The sequence below is a fragment of the Mesorhizobium sp. B2-1-8 genome, from assembly GCF_006442545.2.
GTDB lineage: Bacteria > Pseudomonadota > Alphaproteobacteria > Rhizobiales > Rhizobiaceae > Mesorhizobium.
Genome location: NZ_CP083952.1, coordinates 5,934,784 through 5,958,812, shown reverse-complemented (window position 1 = coordinate 5,958,812; position 24,029 = coordinate 5,934,784). Strand labels below are relative to the sequence as shown.

General features: G+C 60.2%; 21 protein-coding genes and 4 pseudogenes. 19 read left to right on the top strand and 6 right to left on the bottom strand.

Translation table 11 applies throughout. The features are described from left to right. Position 1: 1 nt before the first annotated feature. The 4 genes and pseudogenes from FJ970_RS29265 (at position 2) to FJ970_RS29250 (ending at position 2,722) form a co-directional block, all read left to right on the top strand. On the top strand, positions 2 to 391 hold the full coding sequence (locus tag FJ970_RS29265; RefSeq protein WP_140756701.1) for a response regulator: 390 nt from the start codon (positions 2 to 4) through the stop codon (positions 389 to 391). Then, the gene (locus FJ970_RS29260; RefSeq protein ID WP_140756703.1) at positions 381 to 1,088 is read left to right on the top strand and encodes a response regulator transcription factor; all 708 of its coding nucleotides are present in this window, start codon (positions 381 to 383) and stop codon (positions 1,086 to 1,088) included. The genes FJ970_RS29265 and FJ970_RS29260 overlap by 11 nt, the downstream gene beginning before the upstream one ends. A 56-nt stretch (positions 1,089 to 1,144) precedes the next feature. Beyond that, a pseudogene (locus FJ970_RS33970) lies at positions 1,145 to 1,393 on the top strand (ferritin-like domain-containing protein); the annotation flags it as partial. A gap of 348 nt (positions 1,394 to 1,741) precedes the next feature. Next, positions 1,742 to 2,722, top strand: coding sequence for an alpha/beta fold hydrolase (locus tag FJ970_RS29250; protein WP_415752016.1), 981 nt, complete (start codon positions 1,742 to 1,744; stop codon positions 2,720 to 2,722). 843 nt (positions 2,723 to 3,565) lie between these two features. Here the strand turns inward: FJ970_RS29250 and FJ970_RS29245 are convergent. Continuing rightward, positions 3,566 to 3,793 carry a DUF680 domain-containing protein gene (locus tag FJ970_RS29245; protein WP_140756707.1) on the bottom strand — a complete coding sequence of 76 codons (228 nt, stop codon included), beginning with the start codon at positions 3,791 to 3,793 and terminating at the stop codon, positions 3,566 to 3,568. Positions 3,794 to 4,245: 452 nt separating this feature from the next. Between FJ970_RS29245 and FJ970_RS29240 the strand changes: the two genes are divergently transcribed. The 7 genes from FJ970_RS29240 to FJ970_RS29210 all read left to right on the top strand — a co-directional run bounded on the left by FJ970_RS29240 (position 4,246) and on the right by FJ970_RS29210 (position 9,831). Further along, positions 4,246 to 5,163 (top strand): MBL fold metallo-hydrolase, encoded by a 918-nt coding sequence (locus tag FJ970_RS29240; RefSeq protein WP_140756709.1) that lies wholly within the window; start codon positions 4,246 to 4,248, stop codon positions 5,161 to 5,163. Positions 5,164 to 5,616: 453 nt separating this feature from the next. After that, positions 5,617 to 6,402 (top strand): alpha/beta fold hydrolase, encoded by a 786-nt coding sequence (locus tag FJ970_RS29235; RefSeq protein WP_140756711.1) that lies wholly within the window; start codon positions 5,617 to 5,619, stop codon positions 6,400 to 6,402. A gap of 70 nt (positions 6,403 to 6,472) precedes the next feature. Next, the gene (locus FJ970_RS29230; RefSeq protein ID WP_140756713.1) at positions 6,473 to 7,231 is read left to right on the top strand and encodes an SDR family oxidoreductase; all 759 of its coding nucleotides are present in this window, start codon (positions 6,473 to 6,475) and stop codon (positions 7,229 to 7,231) included. 80 nt (positions 7,232 to 7,311) lie between these two features. Continuing rightward, the gene (locus FJ970_RS29225; RefSeq protein WP_140756715.1) at positions 7,312 to 7,716 is read left to right on the top strand and encodes a cupin domain-containing protein; all 405 of its coding nucleotides are present in this window, start codon (positions 7,312 to 7,314) and stop codon (positions 7,714 to 7,716) included. Between the two features lie 57 nt (positions 7,717 to 7,773). Further along, the gene (locus tag FJ970_RS29220) at positions 7,774 to 8,421 is read left to right on the top strand and encodes a hypothetical protein (protein ID WP_140756717.1); all 648 of its coding nucleotides are present in this window, start codon (positions 7,774 to 7,776) and stop codon (positions 8,419 to 8,421) included. 60 nt (positions 8,422 to 8,481) lie between these two features. Beyond that, a complete protein-coding gene (locus FJ970_RS29215; protein WP_140756719.1) occupies positions 8,482 to 8,919 on the top strand; it encodes a cyclic nucleotide-binding/CBS domain-containing protein in 438 nt (145 codons plus the stop codon). Positions 8,920 to 9,021: 102 nt separating this feature from the next. Beyond that, on the top strand, positions 9,022 to 9,831 hold the full coding sequence (locus tag FJ970_RS29210) for a sensor histidine kinase (protein WP_140756721.1): 810 nt from the start codon (positions 9,022 to 9,024) through the stop codon (positions 9,829 to 9,831). A 91-nt stretch (positions 9,832 to 9,922) separates the two neighbouring features. Here the strand turns inward: FJ970_RS29210 and FJ970_RS29205 are convergent, their stop codons facing one another. From FJ970_RS29205 to FJ970_RS29195, 3 genes and pseudogenes are all read right to left on the bottom strand, one after another. Beyond that, complete coding sequence (locus FJ970_RS29205) at positions 9,923 to 10,672, bottom strand: cyclic nucleotide-binding domain-containing protein (protein WP_227791954.1); 750 nt, start codon at positions 10,670 to 10,672, stop codon at positions 9,923 to 9,925. A gap of 25 nt (positions 10,673 to 10,697) precedes the next feature. Continuing rightward, complete coding sequence (locus FJ970_RS29200) at positions 10,698 to 10,925, bottom strand: mechanosensitive ion channel domain-containing protein (protein WP_415752055.1); 228 nt, start codon at positions 10,923 to 10,925, stop codon at positions 10,698 to 10,700. Between the two features lie 237 nt (positions 10,926 to 11,162). Then, a pseudogene (locus FJ970_RS29195) lies at positions 11,163 to 11,845 on the bottom strand (IS5 family transposase); the annotation flags it as partial. A gap of 157 nt (positions 11,846 to 12,002) precedes the next feature. On the opposite strand from FJ970_RS29195, the gene FJ970_RS29190 reads away from it, so the two are divergent. Beyond that, positions 12,003 to 12,404: a hypothetical protein gene (locus FJ970_RS29190; RefSeq protein ID WP_140756723.1), complete on the top strand. Its 402-nt coding sequence runs from the start codon at positions 12,003 to 12,005 to the stop codon at positions 12,402 to 12,404. Positions 12,405 to 12,575: 171 nt separating this feature from the next. On the opposite strand, the gene FJ970_RS29185 is transcribed toward FJ970_RS29190, so the two are convergent. Continuing rightward, positions 12,576 to 13,868 (bottom strand): cytochrome b, encoded by a 1,293-nt coding sequence (locus FJ970_RS29185; RefSeq protein WP_140756725.1) that lies wholly within the window; start codon positions 13,866 to 13,868, stop codon positions 12,576 to 12,578. A gap of 14 nt (positions 13,869 to 13,882) precedes the next feature. Next, positions 13,883 to 14,347: a ubiquinol-cytochrome c reductase iron-sulfur subunit gene (gene petA / locus FJ970_RS29180; RefSeq protein WP_140756727.1), complete on the bottom strand. Its 465-nt coding sequence runs from the start codon at positions 14,345 to 14,347 to the stop codon at positions 13,883 to 13,885. A 453-nt stretch (positions 14,348 to 14,800) separates the two neighbouring features. Between petA and FJ970_RS29175 the strand changes: the two genes are divergently transcribed. The 7 genes and pseudogenes from FJ970_RS29175 to FJ970_RS29145 all read left to right on the top strand — a co-directional run bounded on the left by FJ970_RS29175 (position 14,801) and on the right by FJ970_RS29145 (position 23,922). After that, positions 14,801 to 15,427, top strand: coding sequence for a glutathione binding-like protein (locus FJ970_RS29175; protein WP_227791952.1), 627 nt, complete (start codon positions 14,801 to 14,803; stop codon positions 15,425 to 15,427). Positions 15,428 to 15,725: 298 nt separating this feature from the next. After that, entirely contained in the window at positions 15,726 to 16,787 is a 1,062-nt protein-coding gene (locus FJ970_RS29170; RefSeq protein WP_140756729.1) for an alpha/beta fold hydrolase, read from the top strand. A 503-nt stretch (positions 16,788 to 17,290) separates the two neighbouring features. After that, complete coding sequence (locus FJ970_RS29165; protein ID WP_140756731.1) at positions 17,291 to 17,596, top strand: preprotein translocase subunit YajC; 306 nt, start codon at positions 17,291 to 17,293, stop codon at positions 17,594 to 17,596. Between the two features lie 236 nt (positions 17,597 to 17,832). Further along, positions 17,833 to 19,400: pseudogene (gene istA, locus FJ970_RS29160) on the top strand (IS21 family transposase). Beyond that, positions 19,333 to 19,626, top strand: a pseudogene (locus FJ970_RS29155) (ATP-binding protein); the annotation flags it as partial. The pseudogenes istA and FJ970_RS29155, both read left to right, overlap by 68 nt. Positions 19,627 to 19,711: 85 nt before the next feature. Beyond that, entirely contained in the window at positions 19,712 to 22,096 is a 2,385-nt protein-coding gene (locus tag FJ970_RS29150; RefSeq protein ID WP_227791951.1) for a mechanosensitive ion channel family protein, read from the top strand. Positions 22,097 to 22,245: 149 nt separating this feature from the next. After that, positions 22,246 to 23,922, top strand: a complete 1,677-nt coding sequence (locus FJ970_RS29145; protein ID WP_140756733.1) for a tetratricopeptide repeat-containing sulfotransferase family protein — start codon at positions 22,246 to 22,248, stop codon at positions 23,920 to 23,922. Positions 23,923 to 24,029 lie beyond the last annotated feature (107 nt).

The following is a 24,029-nucleotide window of genomic DNA, read 5'->3' as shown; positions in this document are numbered from 1 at the left end:
CGTGACCAAGCGAAGACCTGTCGTGGCGGTTGTAGATGACGATCCAAGACTGCTTGAGTCGCTGGAGGACCTTCTTGAATCCGCGGGCTATGTGGCTCGCAGCTTCTCGTCGGCGGGATCGCTGCTCGTCGACGGACTGTCGGGCGTGGACGTACTCATCACGGATATCGGGATGCCTGGTATGGACGGCTTCGAACTTCGCGACCTGGTGAAGAAGGCGCGCCCGGAACTGCGGGTCTTCCTGATCACCGGCCGTCACGAGATAGCGGATCAGTACCGCGCCAGGGGCATCAGTGGGTTTTTCCGCAAACCTTTTGATGGCCAGGCCCTGCTTGCCGCCGTCAGCGACGCTTTACGCAACCAAGAAACCGAGGACAAACATGAGAGTTGACCAGCCGCTCTTACGGAAATCGGCGCCGTTATCGCAGCAGCAGCGGAAGCGTGAAGCGGGGCAGCCGCTCGTCATCATTGTCGATGACGATGCGTCTGTTCGAGAGGCGCTGTTCGAATTGATCCTGTCGGCGGGTTTCCTGCCGGTCTGCTTCACCTCGACCCGCGAATTGCTTGACGCCGACATACTGGACAGCCCCGGCTGCCTGATCCTCGACGTGCGCATGCCAGGGACGAGCGGTCTCGATCTGCAGCATCATCTTGCGAAGAACGGAAACCCCAAGCCCATCATCTTCCTGACCGGGCATGGCGACATTCCGATGACCGTCCAGGCGATGAAGGCCGGCGCCGTGGACTTTCTGACCAAGCCGGTGCGGGACCAAACACTGCTCGACGCCGTGATCGCGGGCATCGCGACGGATGCCGAGCGGCGGGCGCAGGCCGTGGTCGTCAAGCGCAACATCGAGCGCGTCGAGACGCTGACGCCACGCGAGCGCGAGGTTCTGCATGAAGTGGCGCGCGGCCGTCTCAACAAGCAGATCGCCTTCGAACTCGGCATCAGTGAAGTGACAGTCAAGCTGCATCGCGGCAATGTCATGCGCAAGATGGAGGCCGCTTCCATCGGCGAGTTGATCCGGGCATGGGAAACACTGCCCGCGCCGATGCGCGAAGCCGGGGCAACTTCTGCTCTGGGATAGGCTTATCCATGCTCCGTCAGCAGAGTCAGCAATGCACCGTTTCGCAGCCTTCGGTGCGCAAACTCGGCGGCACCGCCATTCGCTCGGTTGGCGACATTTCCCGCCGCCAACGACTCATGCACAACGACGCCGATTTCGTCCAGTCGCATGAGGCGCTTGCGTAAATGCGCGAGGAAAATGGCACGCCGGCCACCCGCATGCGCGTCCGGCAGACCTTTGCGACGAACACAGCGACGTGGCCACCTCGAGCCTCCTATGAGAATTGGATCGACGAGTCCGAGCGGCGGGTCTGGCTCCTGTCGTGACCCTTCGCAGATCGAACCGATATCGCCGGTTGCAACCCGACGCCCGGGGGGCCATATCCTTGATGCCCCATCCGGGAGCACGCATGCCTGCCGAATGATGTCATGAGCGCCCTGCCTCGGCAGGACCCACACCTCGGCGTGCCTATCCTGCACCTTGGCATCGTATCACAGATCCTTCCGTAGAATAGGTTCGCGGCCCGGATCGGCGCATCCTCTTCCCAGCCATCACGCCCGTCGAGTTTCGACCGCTCCTTCGCTCGCCCCTCCCCAAATGCGATCGTGCAGGTCGATTTCGACAGTCGTGATGGTGAGCTGGAAGTTCAAAGCCACACATCATGGATGGATGCGATGAATAAGAATGGACTTTTCTCCGTTGGCGGATCCCGCCGCGATGTCTTGTTGGCTGGCTTGAGCGCCGTTGCGGCGGCCGGTCTGCCTCCGGCTGCCTTGGCCACGAACCGAAAGCAAAACCTTCCCACCTCTCAATCAAACAAAGGATCCAAGCCGATGAGCACCATCACAACCAAGGACGGCACCGAAATTTACTACAAGGATTGGGGCAAGGGCTCGGTTGTAACGTTCTCGCACGGCTGGCCGCTGAACTCCGACGCCTGGGACGGTCAGATGCTCTTTCTCGCACAGAACGGCTTCCGGGTGGTTGCGCACGACCGCCGCGGCCATGGCCGGTCCAGTCAAGCCTCGTCCGGCAATGACATGAACGGCTATGCCGACGATCTGGCAGCGGTGATCGAGGCGCTGGACCTTCGGGACGCCACGCTGGTCGGACATTCCACCGGAGGCGGCGAGGTCGCTCGCTATATCGGACGTCACGGGACGAAGCGTGTCGCCAAGGCCGTTCTTGTCGCCGCCGTTCCGCCGATCATGCTGAAGACCTCGGCCAATCCGGAAGGCCTGCCCCAGGAAGTATTTGACGACATGCGGAGCGCGCTCGTCAGGGACCGCTCGCAATTCTACCGCGACCTGGCGCCGATGTTTTATGGCGCAAACAGGCCCGGCGCCAAGGTTTCGCAAGGGATCCTGGATCAGTTCTGGCTGTGGAGCATGCAGGCCGGTCTTCTGAACGCCTACGAAAGCGTCAAGGCATTCTCCGAGACCGATTTCACCGAGGACCTCAAGAAGTTCGACGTGCCGACCCTGATCCTGCACGGCGAGGACGACCAGATCGTTCCCGTCAAGGACTCGGCGGTCAAGTCGGCGCGACTGATAAAGGGTGCCAAGGATATCTACTACCCCGGGGCGCCGCACGGCATCACAGCCACGCACCAGGACCAGGTCAACGCTGACCTGCTCGCCTTCATCAGGGGATGATGTTGCCTAAACTGCCGCGTCGTTCGCAATTCCCTGGAGTTCCCAATGACCATCCTCGGCAACCTTTCGCGGGTGTTGAACCGCATGTCGGGCGGCCCTCGAGGCCAAACGTTGAGCGCTCGCATAGCCGAGTGGTGGCCGGAATGCTGGTTTTGTCTACTCATGTCTCGGGCGGTGGAGCCGAACCACTGCGCCATCGAACTCGATCGCTGGCGTAGTCAAAGTGAACACGCTGAGGCACGCATGGCGTACGGACGGCCACCAGGGCAACAGCTGCCGAGGCATGAAACTTCTGCCGAACAGGCGGGCACTGCACACGCTCAACTCGTCCGCGAGCTAGCGAACTGGTCATTATTTGAAGGAGGGATGCCGCCAGAGGTCCTGGAGACCTCTGGCGGTCCTCCGCTCGCTACGGAGGTGGCCGCCGGCGTTCGACACTATGTGATTGCCGACCATCGCCGCCGGGCGCCTGTCCTTCCACAAGGACCAATCCATAAGGACCAATGCGCTCTGGAGGAATTTGGGCCGGCAGAGGGCCGGGAAATTTATCGATCGTAAGTAGCTGTTTTGCGAGTCCAATCTCGGCGCTGCTGTTCATCCGCCATGATATGACAGGCCGGGCCGGTCGATCTATCGATCAAACCTGGCGCTGAACTACAGGGCGTGATCGCAGAGCAGATCGATACCTATTCGTGGCAGAGGTCCCGGCGCGCCGTACAGCCCAGCTGTGCGAGCGGTGCAGGATCTGCCCGAGAAGTAGGGTTCACATTTCCAAGGAATATCGCTGATACGACGAAAGGACCGAGGCCGCGCCCCGGTCCTTCAATTTCCTGACTGTCAGGCTCAGCGGCCCCAAATGCCCTGGCCGTATTCGTCGTTGGGAATCATCGGTTTGCGTACGGTTTGCCGCACGTCGGCGTCGTTGTTCGTCTTTTTGGTCGAGCGAGTATGCATGTAGTCCGTGACAGCTGCAGGCTGCAGATCCCTGTCTGACCCATAGTGGTCGCTTCCGGCGAAGGCGCCTCCTGCCGAAACAAGAAGAACAGCGGCAGTAAGGACGGTCGTTTTCATCGAGTAACTCCTGTATTGGTTTCTGGACAATCAGTACTACAGAAATATAATACCCGCGCAGGTGCCGAGCGATAAGACGAGCTGACTGCCTGAGCGGCACAAAAGAATTGGGCGGTGTAGGCCAAGGTGCAGGGGATAATGTCGTTGGCTTTTCGGCCGCGCCGCCCTTGCTTGTTCTACCAGCGTGCAAACCAACGACATGCGTAAACGCCGTGCTGGAGGTATGTCGACTGCATCATAGCCGTTTGCGGGAGATCACCCATGCTCGCAACGGGTCTGGCATAGACCTTCGCATGGCGAGACCGACGCTTCTGTTCGATGGCCTCGCGGGCCGATGCGGTGCAATTTCCACCGACGTCAGTGACCATCCGTGGAGGCGCATGCCGACCCAGGGAGGCCAGCGGCGGAGGTGGCCGATACGGCCGTGATAAGGCGATCAGCAGGAGACAGACATGAGCTTGGACAATACCTCACAGCCCGGTAGACCGGGGTCGGACGAATTGGTTCCGTCGCGCTACGCGCTGCGGGTCGGCGAGATTGAAGTAATGGTGGTCAGCGATGGAGTGCTACCGATACCAGCCCCGGTTATGGCACACAACGTCGACCCGGCCGTCCGGGCGGCCTGGCTGGAGGACATGTTCCTGCCGCCCGAAATGCTCGAGTGGCCGCTGAACGTGATCGTGCTGCGTAGCGGCGGCCGGACCATACTCGTCGACGCTGGGCTGGGCATGGACCCGGACTTGCACTTGCCGCAGGCAGGGCGGTTGGGCCAGCGACTGGAAGCCGCCGGCATCGATCTCGCATCCGTCACCGACGTGGTGCTTACCCACATGCACATGGACCACATTGGCGGGCTGCTCGTCGAGGGAGTGAAGGACCAGCTGCGTCCGGATCTGCGGATCCACGTGGCAGCCGCCGAGCTCAAGTTCTGGGAGTCGCCCGATTTCTCGCGCGCCTCAATGCCGCCGGGGTTCCCAGACGCACTTCGGCGAGCGGCAAAGCAGTTCGTGAACGACTACCGCAAGCAGTTGCGGCCATTCGAAGAGGAGCATGAGGTGGCGCCGGGGGTGATCGTCCGTCGCACCGGCGGCCATACCCCCGGGCACAGCGTCGTCCGCCTCGCGTCCGGCGGCGATCGGCTGACGTTCGCGGGCGACGCCGTGTTCCAGGTCGGGTTCGACCGCCCAGACTGGCACAACGGCTTCGAACACGATCCCGAAGAGGCGGCCCGCGTCCGCATCGGTCTCTTGCGGGAGTTGGCGGCGACCCGCGAGCCCCTGGTGGCCACTCACCTGTCGTTCCCATCCGTCTGCCACGTCGCGGTCGACGGCGACGCTTTTCGTTGCGTACCGGCCGTCTGGGATTACTGACCGCTTGTCGGGTTAATGCATGTCGCGCAAAAGTGACCCCGGTTTTGCGGACATGCATCGAACAAAAAAACTTAGAGCGCGTCGCATGGATCAGTTTTGACGCGACGCGCTCTAAAATCGCCGCTCGGACATCGTCGCGGATCATGGCGACGGCCGCTTGAAGTGTGACTCTCTTCGCCAGAGACCTTCGGCGCCAGGCTATGAAGAGTTAGCGCGGAAATGCTGGCCAGCGGCCGCGATTCCTGTTCCGGCATCTGCCGGCCTTCCACACTAGCGATAAATACCTCACTGCGACGCACGGGAAATCGGGCCTCATCCCGCTGGTCCCCATCCCCTGATGGCCTACCCTGTACCTTGGCATCGTATGACAGACCCTTCCGTAGAATAGGCGGGCGCGCCGCGTCGGCGCATCTTCTCCCTCACGGTCACGACAGGCCATGAAGGAGAAAGCAAATGTCAAATATTACTGGAGTTCTGGCGCTCACTGCAGCGCTTGCTATGTCGGGCAGCGCGGTAGCGCAGGCCGCGAGCCCTCAGCCCAAGCCGACGATCGTACTGGTGCACGGCGCCTTCGCAGGGTCATCGAGCTGGGACGCAGTCATCACCAAACTCACCAGGGACGGTTATGTAGCGATAGCCGCAGCCAATCCGCTCCGCAGCGTCGCCGGCGATGCAGCGGCGGTCTCGGCCATCGTCCGGTCGGTTTCCGGGCCGGTCGTGCTGGTGGGTCATTCCTATGGCGGGCCTGTCATCACCGAGGCCGCCAATGGCAACGCCAATGTCAAGGCCCTGGTGTACGTGGCAGGATTCGCACCGGATACCGGCGAATCGGCCTTCACGCTTTCTGGCAAGTTTCCCGGCAGCACCTTGGGGAGTGCGATTGTCCCAGTCGCATTGCCGGACGGCGGACGGGATCTCTTCATCCAGCCGGACAAGTTCCGCGCGCAGTTCGCCGCCGATGTTCCCGAAGAGCAGGCTTTGCTCATGGCGGCCACACAACGCCCCGTTACGCAGGCAGCTCTGGCTGACGCTTCGGGCGTCGCCGCATGGAAGACGCTGCCGTCCTACATGATCTACGGCTCAGATGACCGCAATATCCCGCCAGCCGTCATGAGCTTCATGGCTAAACGCGCGCACGCCGTAAAAACCATCGTCATCGAGGGCGCGTCCCACGCTGTGATGGTCTCGCATCCCGACGAGGTCACTTCACTGATCGAGGACGCTGCATCGGCTCACTGAGCAGTTGGCCGGGAACGTCTCTGTTCGATCAAACAATCCAGTAGCAGCACGCAAAACCAGGAGCTTAGACATGAAAATCGTCGTCATCGGCGGAACCGGGCTGATCGGCTCAAAGACTGTGGAGAGGCTACGAAACAAAGGACACGACGTGCTTGCCGCGTCACCGAACTCGGGAGTCAACACCGTCACGGGCGAAGGGCTGGCCGCCGCGCTTGCGGGCGCGCAGGTCGTCGTTGATCTCGCAAACTCGCCGTCGTTCGAGGAAAAGGTTGCCATCGAGTTCTTCGAGACGGCCGGACGAAACCTCTTTGCAGCCGAAACGGCAGCTGGCGTGCGCCATCACGTTGCGCTGTCGGTTGTCGGCACCGACCGCCTGCAGGGCATGGGGTATTTCCGCGGCAAGATGGCTCAGGAGAGGCTCATCAAAGAGTCGGGCATTCCCTACACGATCGTTCACGCGACGCAGTTCTTCGAATTCACGTCCGCGATCGCCAATGCCGGCGCCGTCGGGGACACCATTCACCTGTCGCCGGCATACTTCCAGCCGATGGCAGCCGACGATGTCGCCGATGCAATGGCGGACGCCGCGCTTGCGGCGCCACTGAACGGTATGATCGAAATCGCCGGTCCGGAGCGGGTGCGTCTCAGCGAACTCGTCGGGCGGTTCCTGAAGGCTACCAAGGACCCTCGCAAACTGGTCGTGGATCCTCACGCGCTCTACTACGGCGCGGTGGAAATTGACGATCGAACGCTCGTCCCCGGCGAGAATGCTCGCATCGGCTCGATACACTTCGACGATTGGCTCAGCCACTCCGCGCAACAGAAATAGGCAGTCAGAAAAGGACCGCCGATCTCGTGATCCACCAGATCGGCGGTCTTTCACCATTCTCTTCCAAACAGGAGACCGACATGATCAAGACATTTCTCTGCGCGGCGGCGCTCGCCACCGCATTTGTTCCCGCAGCTATGGCCCACGATGATGCAAGCGTGAAGCTTGTTTACGACCAGGCTCTTCCAAACGTGCCCGGCAAGAGCATGAAAGCCGTGCTTGTCGAGTATGCACCGGGCGGCACATCGCCGGCCCATACCCATCCCAACTCCGCGTTCATCTATGCAACCGTCCTGGAAGGAGCGATCCGGAGCCAGGTCAACGATGGACCCGTGACGACCTATCGCGCCGGCGAAAGCTTCTCTGAATTTCCGGGCGACCATCACGCCGTGAGCGAGAACGCGAGCAAGACGGAACGCGCTCGCCTGCTTGCGATCTTCGTCGTTGATACAAGCGAGACGAACCTGACGACGTACGCGAAGTGAGCTTGGAGCACCCAGTTAATCTGGGCGCACCACCGGCGGGAAGGAAAGGTCACTGCCATGAATGCAATCGCCAGTCGGATACTCGCGGGGATCGCAGTCGCCGATACGCCACTCGTCGTTCAGGCGATCGAATATGCCCGCCAGAAATGTGAACCTTATTTGTTCAACCACGTGGTCCGATCCTGGCTGTTCGCGACCAGGATCGGACAGATTCAGAACGTCGAGCACGACGCGGAAGTCGTTGCCGTCGGCACCCTGTTACACGACCTCACGCTCAATGAGAACTTCGCCGGGCCACGCCGTTTCGAGGTGGAAGGCGCCGACCTTGCCCGGACTTTCGTTCGGGAAGGCGGCTTCGACGAGCGACGCGCTCAACTCATCTGGGACAGCGTCGCCCTGAACTCGACGCCGTCAATCGGCCTCTACAAGGAGGCTGAGGTGGCGCTGTGCACCGCCGGCGTCTGCCTCGATGTCGTTGGGCTGCAATACAACCTCATTTCGTCCGCCGAGATCGCAAAGGTCGTCCGCGAATTCCCGCGCCTTGGAATGAAGCAACGAATGACGCGATGTTTTTGCCATATCGCCAAGGTCAGGCCGGAAACGACATATGACAACTTTGCCCGGGATTTCGGTGAGCGCTTTGTCACTGGCTATAAGGCTCCTTCATCGGTTGATTATGTGATGAACACGGCCTTCGACGACTGATGTTGGCCAGTTGCCCATCTTGCTCCGGCACGCTCCGCAAGGCGCGCCCAGGAGGACGTCATGCGCATTGACAGTCTGCATCCGGTGACATCGGCCCGCCTCATGGTGATCGGCGTGGACGCTACGCTGCGGAATGCAGCGCTCTCACTTTCCAATCCAGCCATAGGCCTGGTTGTAGTGTGCCACGGCAGTGGAGAGGCCGCAGGCGTGTTGAGCAAATCCGACCTTGTGCGTCATCTGGCGAATTCAGGATCGGCGGACGCGGCCGCATCGACACTGATGGGCCGGTCCGTCGTCTCCTGCGGTCCCGAAGACGACGTCCATTCAGTCTGGCAGACCATGGTCGCACAAGGACTTCAGAACGTCCCGATTCTCGGCGCCGGCTCGAAACCGCTTGGCATTCTCGATATCCGCGATGCGATGAAGGCGCTCTTCGAGCAAGAGGAGTTCCAGGAGCGGCTGCTCGCCAACTACATTGGCGGTGTCGGCTACCAATAGCGCATCAGCGGGACACCGCTTTGCGACCTCCACCAGGCAACAGGACACCACCGACCGCAGATGCCCATCACACGCCTAAACGTCGAGCAAACGGGGAATGGAATGTCACGCGCAGAAGTAAAAATAGATGTCTTCGACCGCCCCGCCAGTGTTGTTCCGGACGGGGCGCCCATGCAGCTGTCGACAGCTGGCATCGTTCATGACCTGGGCAACCTCATTCAGGTCGCTTCATCCGCATTGAACCGGCTGGCTCGCGACCCGGGCGTCTCAGCGACCCCGGCACTTGTGCTCGTAATCGCCAGTGCCAGGACGGCCCTGGAACGAGCTGGCGGGCTTGTCCGCCATACCATCAGCCTGGCCCGGGAGAACCACACTGAAATCGAACATGCCGACGTGGCTACGTGCCTGGCCGAAATCGAGACTTTCATCCGAACTGCCTGGGATCCCAACATCCGTCTTGCGGTTCGAGTCAGGCCCGATTTGCCCTTGGCAAAATGCGATCGGATGGATCTGCAAAACGCGGTTCTAAACCTCGTGTTCAACGCGCGCGATGCAATGCCGAACGGCGGTTTGATTTCTATCGAGGCGGCGGCGATCGGGGAAGGCTCCGACGCCACCCAGATCGATCTTCGTGTCGCGGACAACGGCATCGGAATGACGCGCGAGACGATCGCCTGCGCCTTCGATCCTTTCTTCACGACGAAAGGGGAAGGCCTGGGCGGTGTCGGCTTGCCGATGGTGAAGCGTTTCGCCGGGCAGTCAGGCGGAAGTGTCGAGATCGAGAGCATGCTGGGGTCAGGCACAACCGTAATATTGCGGTTGCCCGCGATACGATTGGGAATCGACGAGACGCGATCAGTCGACCTGCCTTATGAAGCGTCCGATCAGGCGCCGATCCGCGGAGGGCAATGAGCATCGCACCTTGATTCCCTTCGCCAAGTCACGGACCGCTGTCAAGACGACTGTGTCGATATTCACGATTCCGGTCCGGCGATCTTGCGTGCTAATGTTCTGGAATGCTGCTTTCGCCGAACGTCGGCGTCCCGCTCGACAGGATCGCCGCAAGATCTTTGGCCATTTCAGGCCTCTCGAGCAGCAAGGAAGCGAAGCTTTTCTGATCAATTTCGTAAACTGCGACGTGGGTCATTTCCCGTAACGTCGACATCTCGCCAATGCCAGCGAGCAGACCGTTCTCGCCGAAGAAGTCGCCGGGCGAGAGGCGGCCGATTTCCCGCGGGCTGGCCTCGTCTTCGCCGCGTCGCCGGACGATGACGCCGGTCCGAACGATCATCAGTGACGGCAGGATCTCTCCTTGCCGGGCGATGATGTCGCCCTTGCGGTAGGTGCGAACAGAGGTCGTTGCAGCGAGCGACTCCTGTTCGGCATCCGTCAGTGCGGAGAACAGCGGTATGGACTTGATAAGTTCGATCGGGGTGAAGCGCGGGGGTGCCGCCGCCTCATCGCTCAACGGGCTGGTCGCAGCAACCGAAGCGGAAAGCGGCATCGCCAGCAGCATGCAGGCCCACTTCGAATGGCGATAGATCAGATCGAAGATTTCGTTTCTGGCCGCACCTTGCTGGTCGAGATTTGCGACGCGAAAAAAGAGCTGGACCTCGATAGCCGCCGCATCCAGGCTGGCGATCGCAACCGCAGGCGAGGGCTCCTTGAGAATTGTGTTGCAGCTCAGCAGTACGGTATGCATGAGGTCTACGACGATCGCCGGCGTCGTGGTTGGCGCCATCCTGACGGTCACGGCAAGTCCGTGGCTCTCGTCCGGGTTACTGACATTTGTTCACGCCGATTTCGGCGAGAAGGCTGTTCGGTACCGCTACAACGTCATGGGCCGCGGTAAGGAGATGGGTCGACTGCCAATTGGTCTCGATAACGCGCCCTTCGGTTCCGTCGCTCAGAATGATCCAGTTTCCAAGCACATAGGGGCGACCGACGTTGAGCGCGATCCCGGAAAACAAGTCACCGAGCGTGTTCTGGAGCGCCAATCCCAGCATGATGGCAAAGACGCCCGACGTCGTGATTAGGGTGCCGACCGGCACGGCAAAGACGAATGCCAGGATCGACAGGAGCATTCCAACGTAGACGATACCGACGACGAGGTCTTGCAAGAGGCGTGCCTCGCGCGGCTTTCGCTCGACGACGAGATAGATGCGAACAAATCCGATCAGCGCCCACCAGATGCGGATTGCGACGAGTTTAAGGGCGGCGAGATAATTTTCGGCCAGCTTGTCATAGCGCGTCGCGATGCGACGGAACTGCTTGGCTTTGTTGAAGAAGCGCTCGATCAGATTACGGGCTTTGTATAAGAAGGGGCTGAAGCAGATCGGGTCTTTTCGATTGGCCTTCGGCGGGATATTGGCCCATGCCTTCTGGTCGGTGATGGCAGTGCGAAATGCGTTGGCATCGTAGCCCTTGTCGGCGAGCAGCATGGCACCCTCGGGCAAATCCTTGATCAAGTCGGCTGCGGAGGCGATGTCGCTCTTCTGGCCTGCCGTAAGCATCAGCTTTATTGGCCTGCCTTCGGCGTCGACGAGAGCATGGATTTTAGTTGTCAGCCCATCTCGGGAACGATCGAGACAATGATCTCGACCCCCCTTTTTGCCGTCGCGCCATGCTGATGGACGCGAACAATGGAGGTGTCGATCATCTGCACCTTGCCGTCATGGCCTGTGGTGATAGCGTCCATGAGGCGATCCCACACACCTGCTTTCCGCCAGCGGACGAAGCGGTTGTAGCAGGTGGTGCGTGGGCCATATCGCTCGGGTAGGTCTCGCCACGGTGCGCCGGAACGAAGCACCCAGAAGATGCCGTTGAGCACGCGGCGGTCGTCTGCACGCGGCACACCACGCGGTTTGTTGGGGAGAAGCGGCTTGATCACGCGCCATTCGAAGTCGCTAAGATCATATCGGCTCATGATGATTCTGAATCAGAACCTGGCGTGATATGAAAGCGTCAATTGAAAGAATGATCCATTGCCGAGGAAGGCATAGCTATAAGGCCGGTAGATGAATTCCGTTAGAGCCGACGAGTGGGACGCCGTTCACACTGTCCATGAATTTTATGATCGACCCTTGAAGGGGATCGCCGACTATAAAGGGTTCCCGCATGCTTATATGCGCGAATGGGATGTAGATCAGGACGACTGGGCGGATACGCTCCTGTTGAGCCCGGTCAGTGACGAACAACTGTCTGCCGTCAAAGAGCAATGGCATCTCTGGTTGCGGTGGCGATCGGCGCACGACAATGGCACTCTGCGGCCAGAAGACCATCACCCGACTCTCGCAAAGGATAGGAAGCGCTACGAAGAGCTAGCCACAGTCGTCGAGGCCGCCCTGAAGGTCGAAGACGCGAAATCGATCAGGGTGAAGGCCGACTTCCGTGGCGACATCCTGTCTATGGGGAAAACGGCAGTTCGATGGACTGAGCCCGATGATGGCGGCACTCCACCCATCTCGGCCATTCCGCATTTATGAGTTCACGACCTAACCCTCTATTTCCTGAACTAAGGCCCTGGCTATTCCTGCACGCGAGGGTTCCCTTGTCGTGCGGATCGGCATTGACTGCTCGGATCGGTCCAGGATGTTTTCTATCGGTGCCTGGTCAACGGGCGGAAAGCACGCGCCGTGGACAACCCACCCTGTCCATCAAGGTTTGGTCTCCGGCCCGGCGATCCCGCCATCACCTGCGGCCTCGCTTTTTTCGAGAACCGCTTCGGTGATCGAGTTCGGCAGCCGACGCGGTGTCTCGACCAGCCCGAGCACTGGCATGACGACGATGAAGAACGCAAAATAGTAAAGCGTGGCCAATTGGGACATGATTGCGTAGGCGCCTTCCGCCGGCCCTGAGCCAAGCCAGCCGAGAAAGAGAGCGTTGGCTACGAACACCCAGAAGAACACCTTGTACCAGGGCCGGTAGACCGCCGAGCGGACCTTCGAGGTATCGAGCCACGGCACGACGAATAGCATCGCTATTGAGCCGAACATCGCGAGCACGCCGCCGAGTTTCGAATTGATAGGTCCGACATTGAAGGTGACGGCGCGCAGGATTGCGTAGAACGGCAGGAAGTACCATTCCGGCACGATATGGGCGGGCGTCTTCAGTGGGTTGGAGACCGTCTGATTGTCCGGATGACCAAGGTAGTTCGGCAGGTAGAAGACGAAGTAGGCGAAGAAGAACAGGAACACGATCATGCCGAATGCGTCCTTGACGGTGGCGTAAGGCGTGAAGTCCACGACATCGGCCGTCGATTTTACCTCAATGCCGGTCGGGTTGTTCTGGCCGACTACGTGAAGCGCCCAGATATGCAAGGTCACCACGCCGGCGAGCATGAACGGCAGCAGATAATGGAGTGCAAAGAAGCGATTGAGGGTCGGATTGTCGACCGCGAAGCCACCGAGCTGCAACTGTTGGATCCAGTCGCCGACGAGCGGGATGGCGGTGAAAAAGTTGGTGATGACGGTTGCACCCCAGAAAGACATCTGCCCCCAAGGCAGCACGTAGCCCATGAAGGCCGTCGCCATCATCAACAAAAGGTTGGTACAGCCAAGTACCCACAGAAGCTCACGCGGGGCCTTGTAGGAGCCGTAGTAGAGTCCGCGGCGGATGTGGATGTAGACGGCGATGAAGAAGAACGAAGCGCCGTTCGAATGCAGAGCGCGCAACAACCAGCCCGAATTCACGTCGCGCACGATCTTTTCGACCGAATTGAACGCCAGCGCCGTGTCGGGAACATAATGCATCGCCAGCACGACGCCGGTGAGGATCTGCGAAACCAGCATGATCGTGAGAATGCCGCCGAAGGTGTAGGCGTAGTTCAGGTTGCGCGGGACGGGATAGACGATGAAGCTGCCGTGCACCAGCCGTGGCAACGGCAGGCGGGCGTCGAACCAGCGTCCGATACCGGTCTTGGGCTTGTAGGTCGAGTGGCCCGCGCTCATGGAAATCCCCTGCCTCAGCCGATACGGATCTTGGTGTCGGAAATGAACTTGAACACCGGCACCGCCATATTCTCTGGCGCCGGCCCCTTCCGGATACGGCCGGCAGTGTCGTATTGCGAACCGTGGCACGGGCAGAGCCAGCCGCCGAAATCGCCTTCCTGACCGAGCGGGATGCAGCTGGAATGGGTGCAGACCTGGACCATCACCATCCAAGCTTCTTTGCCCGGCGTGGTGCGGTTGGCGTCCGTCGCCGGCGCGTCGGCGGTCAGATTGGCGTTGCGGGCGATCGGGTCTTTGAGATCGCCAAGATTGACTGCCTGGCCATCCTTCATTTCCTGTTCGGTGCGGTTGCGCACCACCACCGGCTTGCCGTGCGACTTGACGACGAGCGACATACCGGGCGTCAACGAGGAGATGTCGACTTCGACCGCGGCCAGCGCCTCGGCGGTGCGGGTTTCGGAGTCGGAAGCGTCGGCCATGATAGCGACCCCTGTTATTGGAAAGGCTGCGTCGAGCAAGCAAGGTCGGTGTGCCCGCCTCGCCTCGAGGTTCCATCTCGGGTCGAAATATGCCGGCCACGGCGGGATGTGAGCCATCGTGCCAAGGGCACGTGCTTCCAATACCTTCGTTTATGGTCTCCTGAGCGAAGGACTGGCCGGACCATCGAGGCGTCACGCGCCGTGACAGAGGCTGGACCCCTGCGTGGCGCACACCGCAGTCGCAGGACAATTGTTTCAGCCCGCTCATACCTCGGCATAGGCGCGCCTACCTGTCGGTGTCGTGGCCGCGCTTTCATCGAAGTGCGATTTTTCTGGAGGGGTTTTCTCTTCGAAGCCGCGGGCAAGGATAGCGACAAGCAGCGCGTGGCGCTGGGGACGTCTCCGTCCGAGACCAAATAACAGAACGCAGTCGGGTCCAGAAAGGAAAAAACGGTGAAGCTCTTCTATAACCCTCTTGCCCGCAGCCTTTCTTACCACATCGCCCTACTGGAGGCTGGTGCTTCCTTCGAGCGCGAAACGGTGAACCTCAAGACGAAAAGAACGGCCTCTGGGGATGATTTCACCGGCATCACGCGCAGGGAGTACGTTCCAACCCTCGTGCTGGATAACGGGGAGACGTTGACAGAAAATGTCGCCGTTCTCGACTGGATCGCGTCGCAATATCCAGAACTGGGCGTCGGAGGGCCGCTGGGCCGTACCCGCGTTCTGAAGGCGCTGACCTACATTTCAACCGAAATACATCGAAGCTTCAAGCCCATGTGGCATCAGGACAGCGATGCGGAAAAGGCCAAGGCGAGCGCGACGAATGCGATGCAATTCGACCTGTTCGCCGATGGTCTGTGGACCGATTATCTATTCGGCGACAACCCGAGTGTCGCGGATTTCTACCTCCTCGTAACGCTGCCTTGGGTCGCGCGCTTCCACGTCCCGATCCCTGCGCCCGTTGGAATCCCTGCGCGCCCGAATGGCGGCCCGTCCTGCGGTGCGCATCGCGATGGAACGCGACGGGCTCGTCTAACCGCGAACTGGATCTCCTTGCATCCACCAAACACAAGATAACGCCCGAGCCAGACACAACGAAGGAGTCCATTCAATGCTACCGTTTCTGCAGACGCTACATCTGATCGCTGCCAAGCGCGGCGATGGGTTACGCCCCGAATTTCTGAGGATGGAAGCCGAGGAAGCGCTCACGCTTCCGTACATTCGATCAGAACTCCTAGCACTGCCCCCTAATCGCATGGGTCAAATACTTGCGTCGATGAAGACGCCGTCGAAATAGGCGTGACGCTTTCTTGTCGGCTGATGCGGCGGGTTGTCGTTTCCGCTTGTCGGTCATAGCAATCACAGAGGCTTCATCATGGATAAGAGCAAGTCTAACGAGAAAATCGACCATAGTCGCCGCCGCATTGTTGGTGCCGCGGCAATGACGTTCGCCGCCACCGAGTTTGGCTTGAATGTGCCGGTAACGGCAGCCGGTTGGGCGAAGCAGGCAACAGCGTCTGCAACGCAGCCGGCGCACAGATCATTCGGCTCGCTCAGGCAGGTCAATGCCGGAGCGCTGAGCATCGGATATGCGGAGCTGGGACCCGCCGACATCGCGCCCGTCGTCCTGCTTCACGGCTGGCCTTACGATATTCACACCTACGCCGACGTCGCGCCCATGCTCGCTTCGAAGGGGCACCGCGTGATTGTGCCTTACGTGCGCGGCTACGGCACGACGCGCTTCCATTCGGACGCGACGATGCGCAACGGCCAGCAGTCGGCGCTCGCCACAGATACGATCGCCCTGATGGACGCGCTAGGAATCGAAAGGGCCACGATAGCCGGTTGCGACTGGGGCGCCCGGACAGCGAACGTCGTCGCCGCGCTCTGGCCTGAACGTTGCAAGGCGATGGTCTCGGTGAGCGGCTATCTCATTGGCAATCAGCAAGTCGGCATCCTGCCGCTGCCACCGAAGGCGGAGCTGCAATGGTGGTACCAATATTACTTCGCCACGGACCGCGGTCGTGCTGGCTACGAGAAATACACGCGCGATTTCGCCAAACTTATCTGGCAGCTCGCTTCGCCGAAGTGGAATTTCGATGATGCCACCTTTGAGCGCAGCGCCGCGGCCTTCGACAATCCGGACCATGTCAGTATCGTGATCCACAACTACCGCTGGCGGCTCGGGCTTGCCGAAGGCGAGCCGAAATACGATGATCTGGAACAGCGGCTCGCCCAGGCCCCGGTCATTGCCGTGCCTACCATCACCCTCGAAGGCGACGCCAATGGCGCGCCACATCCGGACGCCAGTTCCTACGCCAAGAAATTCTCCGGCAGATATTCGCACAGGGTCATCAGCGGCGGCATCGGACATAATCTGCCGCAGGAAGCTCCGCGAGAATTTGCCAACGCAGTCATCGAGGCCGACCGCTACTGAAAGCAATCGGGGGCGATGCACCAAAATCGCTGCCACCAGCGAATGTCGGTATCGGCGATTCGCCTTCGCACCCAATTACCTTGCAATTCGCATCCTCCACGTCGCTTGTTCGGACAACGGCTCGCGGGGTCGAACCTCAATCGTCGTCCTCGTTATCGGGTTCGACAGATCATACGAGATCATACGAAGGGTATGGGTTGGCGAACCACCCTGTCTGAGCAGGAGAGAATGTCTCTGATCACCTTTTGTTTCCCTAGAGAAATTGTCACGAGCCGCGGTTCATCGACCCCGTCAACAAGATAGCCAGCCCTGAGAGGGTCGCTGGATCGCCGGCGATCAAATATTTCATTGATCGGCGGCGCTGGAAATGCCCACCCGGGCTTCCCGAAGCCCACTAGGAAACGGTGCTCGGACCGATGGAGGCGACGGCGCAGAGACTTGCGATTTCACGCAACCAAGTCAGTTTGTCGGCATTAATATCTGGGAAGGCGCCGGAGGAGGCTATGCTAGACCACAGCGTGCCCCGGGAATTTGAGATCGGTGACGAGGTCGCCTTGACGGGTACGGTCACCACCATGCTGCCTAGCGGACGTGCCAAAGTAAACATTCCATCGTATGACCCACCCTATTCGGTTGACCCGCCACCGAAAACCCGCGCTGGAGATAAGGTCGTTCTTGTTGGGGACATCATCCGTATCGATCGCAAAGACGACAAGTTGACGGTGCGGATTGACTGCGGCGGTATCATCACCGTCGGACGCTCGGCGGTTACCAGGCTGAGAAAGTACCGCGGGTCTTCATCGCGCTGACGCTCAGCGCCGGAGAGCGCGCCCACGAAGTCTGCCGCGCAACTCGCAGGTGGTTAGCAGTCGAGAGCCTGCGGCGCGGGATGCCTCGCAGCATGTCAAAGTCATTGAGAACGCATTGCGTGTGAATCGGCGCGCAAAATTGACCCCATAAGCCGGGGAATCGGCGTCCAATTTTGACCCCCCTGATGCTTTGATTTGCGACCATCCGCTCGTCGTGGCGAGCGGATGGTGTGGGGATGAAGTCGGTGGATACGATTGCCCGGGTTCGGCGCGCCTTCCATGTGCAGGGATGGTCGCTCAAGCGGATTTGCCGCGAACTGCATGTGTCGCGGAACACCGTCCGCAAGATACTCAGGTCCGATGAGACATCGTTCTCCTACGAACGCGAGCGGCAGCCCAAGCCGAAGATCGGTCCGTGGCAGGATCAGCTTGACGGGTTTTTGAATGGCAACCGTGGCAAGGCGGCGCGCGAGCAACTGACACTGATCCGGATTTACGAAGAGCTCTGCAGCCTCGGCTACGAGGAAGGCTATGACGCCGTCCGCCGATACGCGAAGAGCTGGGCCAAGGCGCAGGGGTCGGCGACGGCGGACGCCTATGTGCCGCTATTCTTCGCGCCGGGCGAGGCCTACCAGTTCGACTGGAGCCATGAGATCGTCCTGATCAACGGCGTGACAGTGACCGTGAAGGTCGCCCATGTCCGGCTCTGCCACAGCCGCATGATGTTCGTCAGGGCCTATCCGCGCGAGACCCAGGAGATGGTGTTCGACGCCCATGACAGGGCGTTTGCCTTCTTCGGCGGCGCCTGCACGCGCGGCATCTACGACAACATGAAGACGGCGGTGGAAACGATCTTTGTTGGCAAGGACCGCCAATACAATCGCCGCCTCCTGCAGATGTGCAGCCATTATCTGGTGCAGCCGGTCGCCAGCACACTGGCGTCGGGCTGGGAGAAGGGTCAGGTCGAGAACCAGGTCGGGTTGGTGCGCGAGCGCTTCTTCAAGCCCAGGCTGCGCTTCAAGACCTATGAGGAACTGAACGCCTGGCTGCAGGACAAGTGCGTCGCCTACGCCAAGGCGCATCGTCACATCGAACAGCCGGAACGAACGATCTGGAACGTGTTCGAGGAAGAGCGCGGCAAGCTGGTCGAATATCGCGGCCCCTTCGACGGGTTCCATGCGGTGCCGGCCTCGGTGTCGAAGACCTGCACGGTGCGCTTCGACAACAACAAATACTCCGTGCTCTCGACCGCAGTCGGCCGCCCGGTTGAGATCCATGCCTATGCCGACCGCATCGTCATCCGCCAGGACGGCGTGATCGTCGCCGAGCATGCACGCTGCTTCGGCCGCAACGAGACGGTTTATGATCCCTGGCACTATGTTCCGGTGCTGGCCCGCAAGCCTGGCGCGCTGCGCAACGGGTGCACCCTTCCAGGGCTGGGCTCTGCCACCGGCAATGGAGCGGGTGCCGCGGAGATTGAAGGCGGCGCATGATGGCGATCGGCAGATGGTGTCGATCCTGGCCGCGGCGTTGACCGACGGCATCGATGCCGTGGAGGCCGCCTGCCAGGAAGCGCTCGACCAGAACGTCTGCTCGTCCGCCGTCATCCTCAACATCTTGGCGCGCCGGCGCGATCCGGCGCCGGCCGTCACCATCCTCACTCCGGACGCTCTTCGCCTGCAACACGAGCCGCAGGCCGACTGCGCCCGATACGACAGCCTCAGGAGGGCAAGCTGATGGAACGCACTCAGGTTCTCGACTTGATGGGCACGTTGAAGCTCTACGGCATGCGCGGCGCCTATGACGAGGTCATGGCGACGGGCATCAAACGCCAGCATGAGCCGCCGCGGATCGTCGGCGATCTGCTGTCGGCCGAGATCGCCGAGAAGCAGGCGCGCTCCATCAAATACCAGCTCACCGTCGCCAAGCTGCCGCTGGCCAAGGACATCGAGGAGTTCGACTTCGACGGCACGCCGGTCAACGAGGTGCTGGTCCGGGACCTTGCCAACGGCACCTTCGTCGCCGACCAGCCGTGACGCCCAGCGTCTTCGAATTGCTGATCCATGATTTGCACGACCAGACCCTACGCAATGGTCTAGCTTGAACGATGGCGTCTTGCACCACAACATCGGCTTCTTCAAGGTAGGAGCAATGGCGGGCATAGATGTCGTTGCTTGCCGATTTGACCGGAAGGCTAACAGCACGATGCCACTCATGATTCGACGATTGGGAGCCAGGTATCTGGCACGCCCGACACAACGTCTCCTGGGCGCGATGTTTGTCCTGGTTGCCAGGGCGCTGATTGTTGGGATCGCCCTCTTGTTGGCTGGTCAGGCAGAGGCGCAGGCGCCGGCGACCGTCCCGCCTGAAAGGGTCAAACAGCTATTCGAGCTTCTCGACGATCCATCAGTGAAGGCCTGGGTGGCCGAACAGCGAAATCAGGACGCCGGGTCAACGGGAGCGCCTGCCAAGGCAGGAGCTTCTCCGGCCGACGCATCGTCCGACGCCGTGGCCGCACCAGGCCAGATGAATACGATGGCATCCTCGACGCTCGATCGGATCAAGCATCATATCGAAAGAATCATACAAACTTTGCCCTTGCTGCCCGGTCAGTTCGCGCTCGTCCGCGCAAAGACCATGGAGGATATGTCCAGCAAGGGATCGGCCGGAATAATCATGCTGATCGCGGTGTTCATCGCAGCCGGCCTGGCGCTCACTTGGGCAACGTATAAGTTGACCCGTCCATTTCGCCTTTGGATTATCGCGCAACCGAAGGATACGCCCATTGGGCGAGTCAAGAAGATTGGTGGTCGCATGCTTTATTCCAGCACGCTGATCGTCTCGTTCGCACTGGGCAGCGCCGGCGCGTTCATGCTGTTCGACTGGCCAATGCTTATCCGCGAGATAGTACTGACATTTCTGATGGCGGCGGTCGTTACATGGGGTGTGCGCATGTACGTCATGGCCATGCTCGTCCCTTCCTTCATGAACGTCGAGAACGCCGTCGAGGTTCGTGCCTTGCCAATCACCAACGAAGCGGCTGACCATTGGTCCTATTGGCTACCCCGGATCGTTGGCGTCTTCGCCTTCTTCGGCGCCGCGTTCATCCTCTTGCCAGGTCTCGGCATCGATCAGGACGGAATGATGGTCCTGTCGCTGGGCGCCGATTTCGTGCTGCTGCTGCTCTTGGTGCTGGCCATTTGGCGCCGGCCAAGAACGCAGCGAGTCGGTGCGCGCCACAGCGTTCACACGGAAGCGACATGGCTACTGACGGCTTATTTCGTCGTCCTGTTCCTGCAGCGCATCGCCGGCCTTTATGGATACTTCTGGTTTACCTTCGCCGCATTCTTCCTGCCGTTGGCAATCGTGACGACGCAACGCGGGGTTAATTTCGTCCTGCGGCCAGGTTCGGAAGATCTCGGCCGGCCTACGATCCCGGCGGTGACGATCGCTGTCATCGATCGCGGAATCCGAATGATTTTCATCCTGGCGGCGGCTTACTTTCTCGCGCGTGTCTGGGGTCTGAATATGCAATCCATGCGGGACAGCGATACGACGACGACCTTCATATTGCGCGGCTTGATCAATGTCGTGGTCATTGCCCTCGCAGCCGATTTCGGCTGGTCGATCATCAAAGCCTTGATCGAACGAAAGCTGGGCATCGAAACACCGCACCCTGTGATCAGCGACGAAGAGGTCCCGATCCTCGATCCGCAGCAGGCGCGGCTGCACACGCTCTTGCCGATCCTCCAGAACATTCTGCTCGCATCGATCATCGTGATGGCGGTGCTGATGATGCTCGCCTCAATGGGTATCGAGATCGGCCCGCTGATCGCTGGCGCTGGCGTCGTCGGCGTGGCGGTGGGCTTTGGGGCACAAACCATCGTCAAGGACATCATTTCGGGCGTGTTTTTTCTGCTCGACGATGCGTTTCGCGTCGGCGAATATATTTCCTCGGGCAATTACAAGGGTACCGTGGAAAGCTTTTCGCTGCGCTCGGTGAAGCTGCGCCACCATCGAGGTCCGCTGTTCACCATACCTTTCGGTGAACTCGGGGCCGTCCAGAACCAGAGCCGTGACTGGGTTATCGACAAATTCAACATCACCGTCGGCTATAACACCGATATCGATTTCGCTCGCAAGCTGATCAAGCGGATCGGGCTCGAGCTGGCGGAAGATCCCGATTTCAAACACTGGGTGCTCGACCCGATCAAGATGCAGGGCGTACAGGAGTTCGGCGAGTACGGCATCGTATTGAGGGTCAAGGCCACGACCAGACCGGGAGGCGCCTTCGCTATGAAACGCAAATTCTATGTACGCCTGCGCCAGGTCTTCAAGGAGCAGGGCATCGAACTCCCATTCCCGACCGTCCAGGTCCAGGGGCTACAGAATCCACATGGGGCAGAGAATGCGCCGCTGGACATCACACCCGCGTTGCAAATGGCCGCCGCGCAATCGCACACCATTCGTCGCAGAAAAAAAGCTGGCGCAACGGAATAGGAAAGAGCGCCGTCACCGGACCGACCGGAGCGGAAATCCGATAAGGCTCGATCCGGAAGAATGGGCAAATCGATGGGGCCACGCCAGCGCTCTGCGCAAAACGGCTATTGAGGCTGGATTCTCCAAGCCCCTTTTGCTAGCGAAACAGGATGAGCAACCGATTGCCGCCCGCATGGGCAAAGCACCTGAAGACCCAACCCTCGCCGAAGGCGGCATCACCGAAGGCTGCGCCACTCAAAGCGCAGCCTAAGGCAGGCCCCCACCGCAGCCACGCCGACGACTTGCTTTTACGGCAGGCGCTCGAATTGCAGCAGGCCGAACGTCTGTCCGAGGCTGAGGAACTGTGCCACAGGGTCTTGGCTCGCACGTCAAACCATCCGCTGGCCCTGTATATCCTGGGAACGCTCGGGCTCGGTTTCGATAACGAAAAGTCACTGCGGTATTTCGCTCGGGCGGTGGCAGAGGATCCGCAGAACCCCTACTACCATCTTAGCCTCGGCGAGACCTATTTGAAGGTCAGCGAATTTACGCCGGCGATCAGTCACCTTCAGTACGCCCTGGACTTGAAGCCGGATCTGGTGGAAGCGCTTTGCGCCTTGGGCGATGCATACAATGCGTTTGACAAGGGGGAAATGGCGCTGCCGCTCTTTGAGAAGGCGCTCAGGGTCGACCGAGATCATCCCGTAGCCCGGTTGGGGCTGCCCCGCGCGCTCGCAAGCCTCGGCCGTATGGACGAAGCCGCGGTTCATCTGAAAGAGGCAATAGAACGGCGCATCGCGGTACCGGCTGCCCACAATGCGCTTGTACGCACGCGCAAATTCGCTGAAGAGCCGCCAGAACTCGGGGCAATCCTGAGGGAGCTTCAAGATCCGGGCCATGGGCCGGGGGGAGCGGCAGCGCTCCATCACGCCGCTGGAAAGGTTCTCAACGACCTCCGTCGCTATAAGGAGGCGATGGATCACTTCAAGAAGGGGAATCAAGCCGGGGGCCATACATTCGATCTGCAATCTTATCGTCGCTGGATCGATGTCATGATCGAAACCTTCACGCCGGAACTGGTCGCTTCAAGAGCCGCGTACGGCAATCCCTCGGAGACGCCTGTATTCGTCGTCGGCATGCCTCGCTCGGGCACGACGTTGACAGAGCAGATCTGTGCCAGTCACCCCGATGTTCATGGTGCCGGCGAGCTCAGCAAACTTAGGCGAATAGCCAGTGGACTCGGTGTCGTAGACGGTTCCAACGCGAGCCTCGGTCAATCGATCGCGATGATTACTCCCGATCTGACCAGGACTTTGGCCGAAGAGCACCTTGCTTATCTGCGCGAGCGGGCTCCGGACTCGCTGCGAATTGTTGACAAGATGCCTCACAATTTCGAGATGATCGGCCTGGTTGGTCTCCTTTTCCCAAAAGCGCGTATCATTCATTGTCGTCGCGACGCCATCGACAATTGCATCTCCTGTTTCGTCCTGCAGTTCAATAAAGCCCACAGCTACAGTGCCGATCTTGAGACGCTGGGGCTTTACTACAGGGAGTATGATCGCTTGATGCGGCATTGGGATAAGGTTTTCCCGGGTCGCATTTTCGAAAATCGCTACGAGACGTTGATCGAAAATCAGGAGGAGCAGTCGCGCCGGCTCATAGATTATCTCGGATTGCCGTGGGACGATGCCTGCCTGCGCTTTTTTGACAGGGGCGGCTCCGTAAATACCTACAGCAATTGGCAGGTCCGCCAGCCGATCTATAATTCGTCCGTCAAGCGTTGGAAGAATTACGAAAGCGAGATTCAGCCGTTGATCGAAGCCTTGGGCGATCTGGCTGAGGTTTGAGCGGTAGTGCCTGATGCTGCGCGCATCTTAGGTTGCATCCTATCCGGCAGGCGTACGCTTTCCGCCGCCAGGGTTTGCTCAGGCTGAGTTCTTTCACACCCGCTCTG

Bases quoted from the DNA above. Each gene is read 5' to 3' on its own strand.
- FJ970_RS29260 (WP_140756703.1), top strand. From the start codon at position 381: ATGAGAGTTGACCAGCCGCTCTTACGGAAATCGGCGCCGTTATCGCAG.
- FJ970_RS29250 (WP_415752016.1), top strand. From the start codon at position 1,742: ATGAATAAGAATGGACTTTTCTCCGTTGGCGGATCCCGCCGCGATGTC.
- FJ970_RS29245 (WP_140756707.1), bottom strand. From the start codon at position 3,793: ATGAAAACGACCGTCCTTACTGCCGCTGTTCTTCTTGTTTCGGCAGGA.
- FJ970_RS29240 (WP_140756709.1), top strand. From the start codon at position 4,246: ATGAGCTTGGACAATACCTCACAGCCCGGTAGACCGGGGTCGGACGAA.
- FJ970_RS29235 (WP_140756711.1), top strand. From the start codon at position 5,617: ATGTCAAATATTACTGGAGTTCTGGCGCTCACTGCAGCGCTTGCTATG.
- FJ970_RS29230 (WP_140756713.1), top strand. From the start codon at position 6,473: ATGAAAATCGTCGTCATCGGCGGAACCGGGCTGATCGGCTCAAAGACT.
- FJ970_RS29225 (WP_140756715.1), top strand. From the start codon at position 7,312: ATGATCAAGACATTTCTCTGCGCGGCGGCGCTCGCCACCGCATTTGTT.
- FJ970_RS29220 (WP_140756717.1), top strand. From the start codon at position 7,774: ATGAATGCAATCGCCAGTCGGATACTCGCGGGGATCGCAGTCGCCGAT.
- FJ970_RS29215 (WP_140756719.1), top strand. From the start codon at position 8,482: ATGCGCATTGACAGTCTGCATCCGGTGACATCGGCCCGCCTCATGGTG.
- FJ970_RS29210 (WP_140756721.1), top strand. From the start codon at position 9,022: ATGTCACGCGCAGAAGTAAAAATAGATGTCTTCGACCGCCCCGCCAGT.
- FJ970_RS29200 (WP_415752055.1), bottom strand. From the start codon at position 10,925: ATGCTGGGATTGGCGCTCCAGAACACGCTCGGTGACTTGTTTTCCGGG.
- FJ970_RS29185 (WP_140756725.1), bottom strand. From the start codon at position 13,868: ATGAGCGCGGGCCACTCGACCTACAAGCCCAAGACCGGTATCGGACGC.
- petA (WP_140756727.1), bottom strand. From the start codon at position 14,347: ATGGCCGACGCTTCCGACTCCGAAACCCGCACCGCCGAGGCGCTGGCC.
- FJ970_RS29170 (WP_140756729.1), top strand. From the start codon at position 15,726: ATGGATAAGAGCAAGTCTAACGAGAAAATCGACCATAGTCGCCGCCGC.
- FJ970_RS29165 (WP_140756731.1), top strand. From the start codon at position 17,291: ATGCTAGACCACAGCGTGCCCCGGGAATTTGAGATCGGTGACGAGGTC.
- FJ970_RS29145 (WP_140756733.1), top strand. From the start codon at position 22,246: ATGAGCAACCGATTGCCGCCCGCATGGGCAAAGCACCTGAAGACCCAA.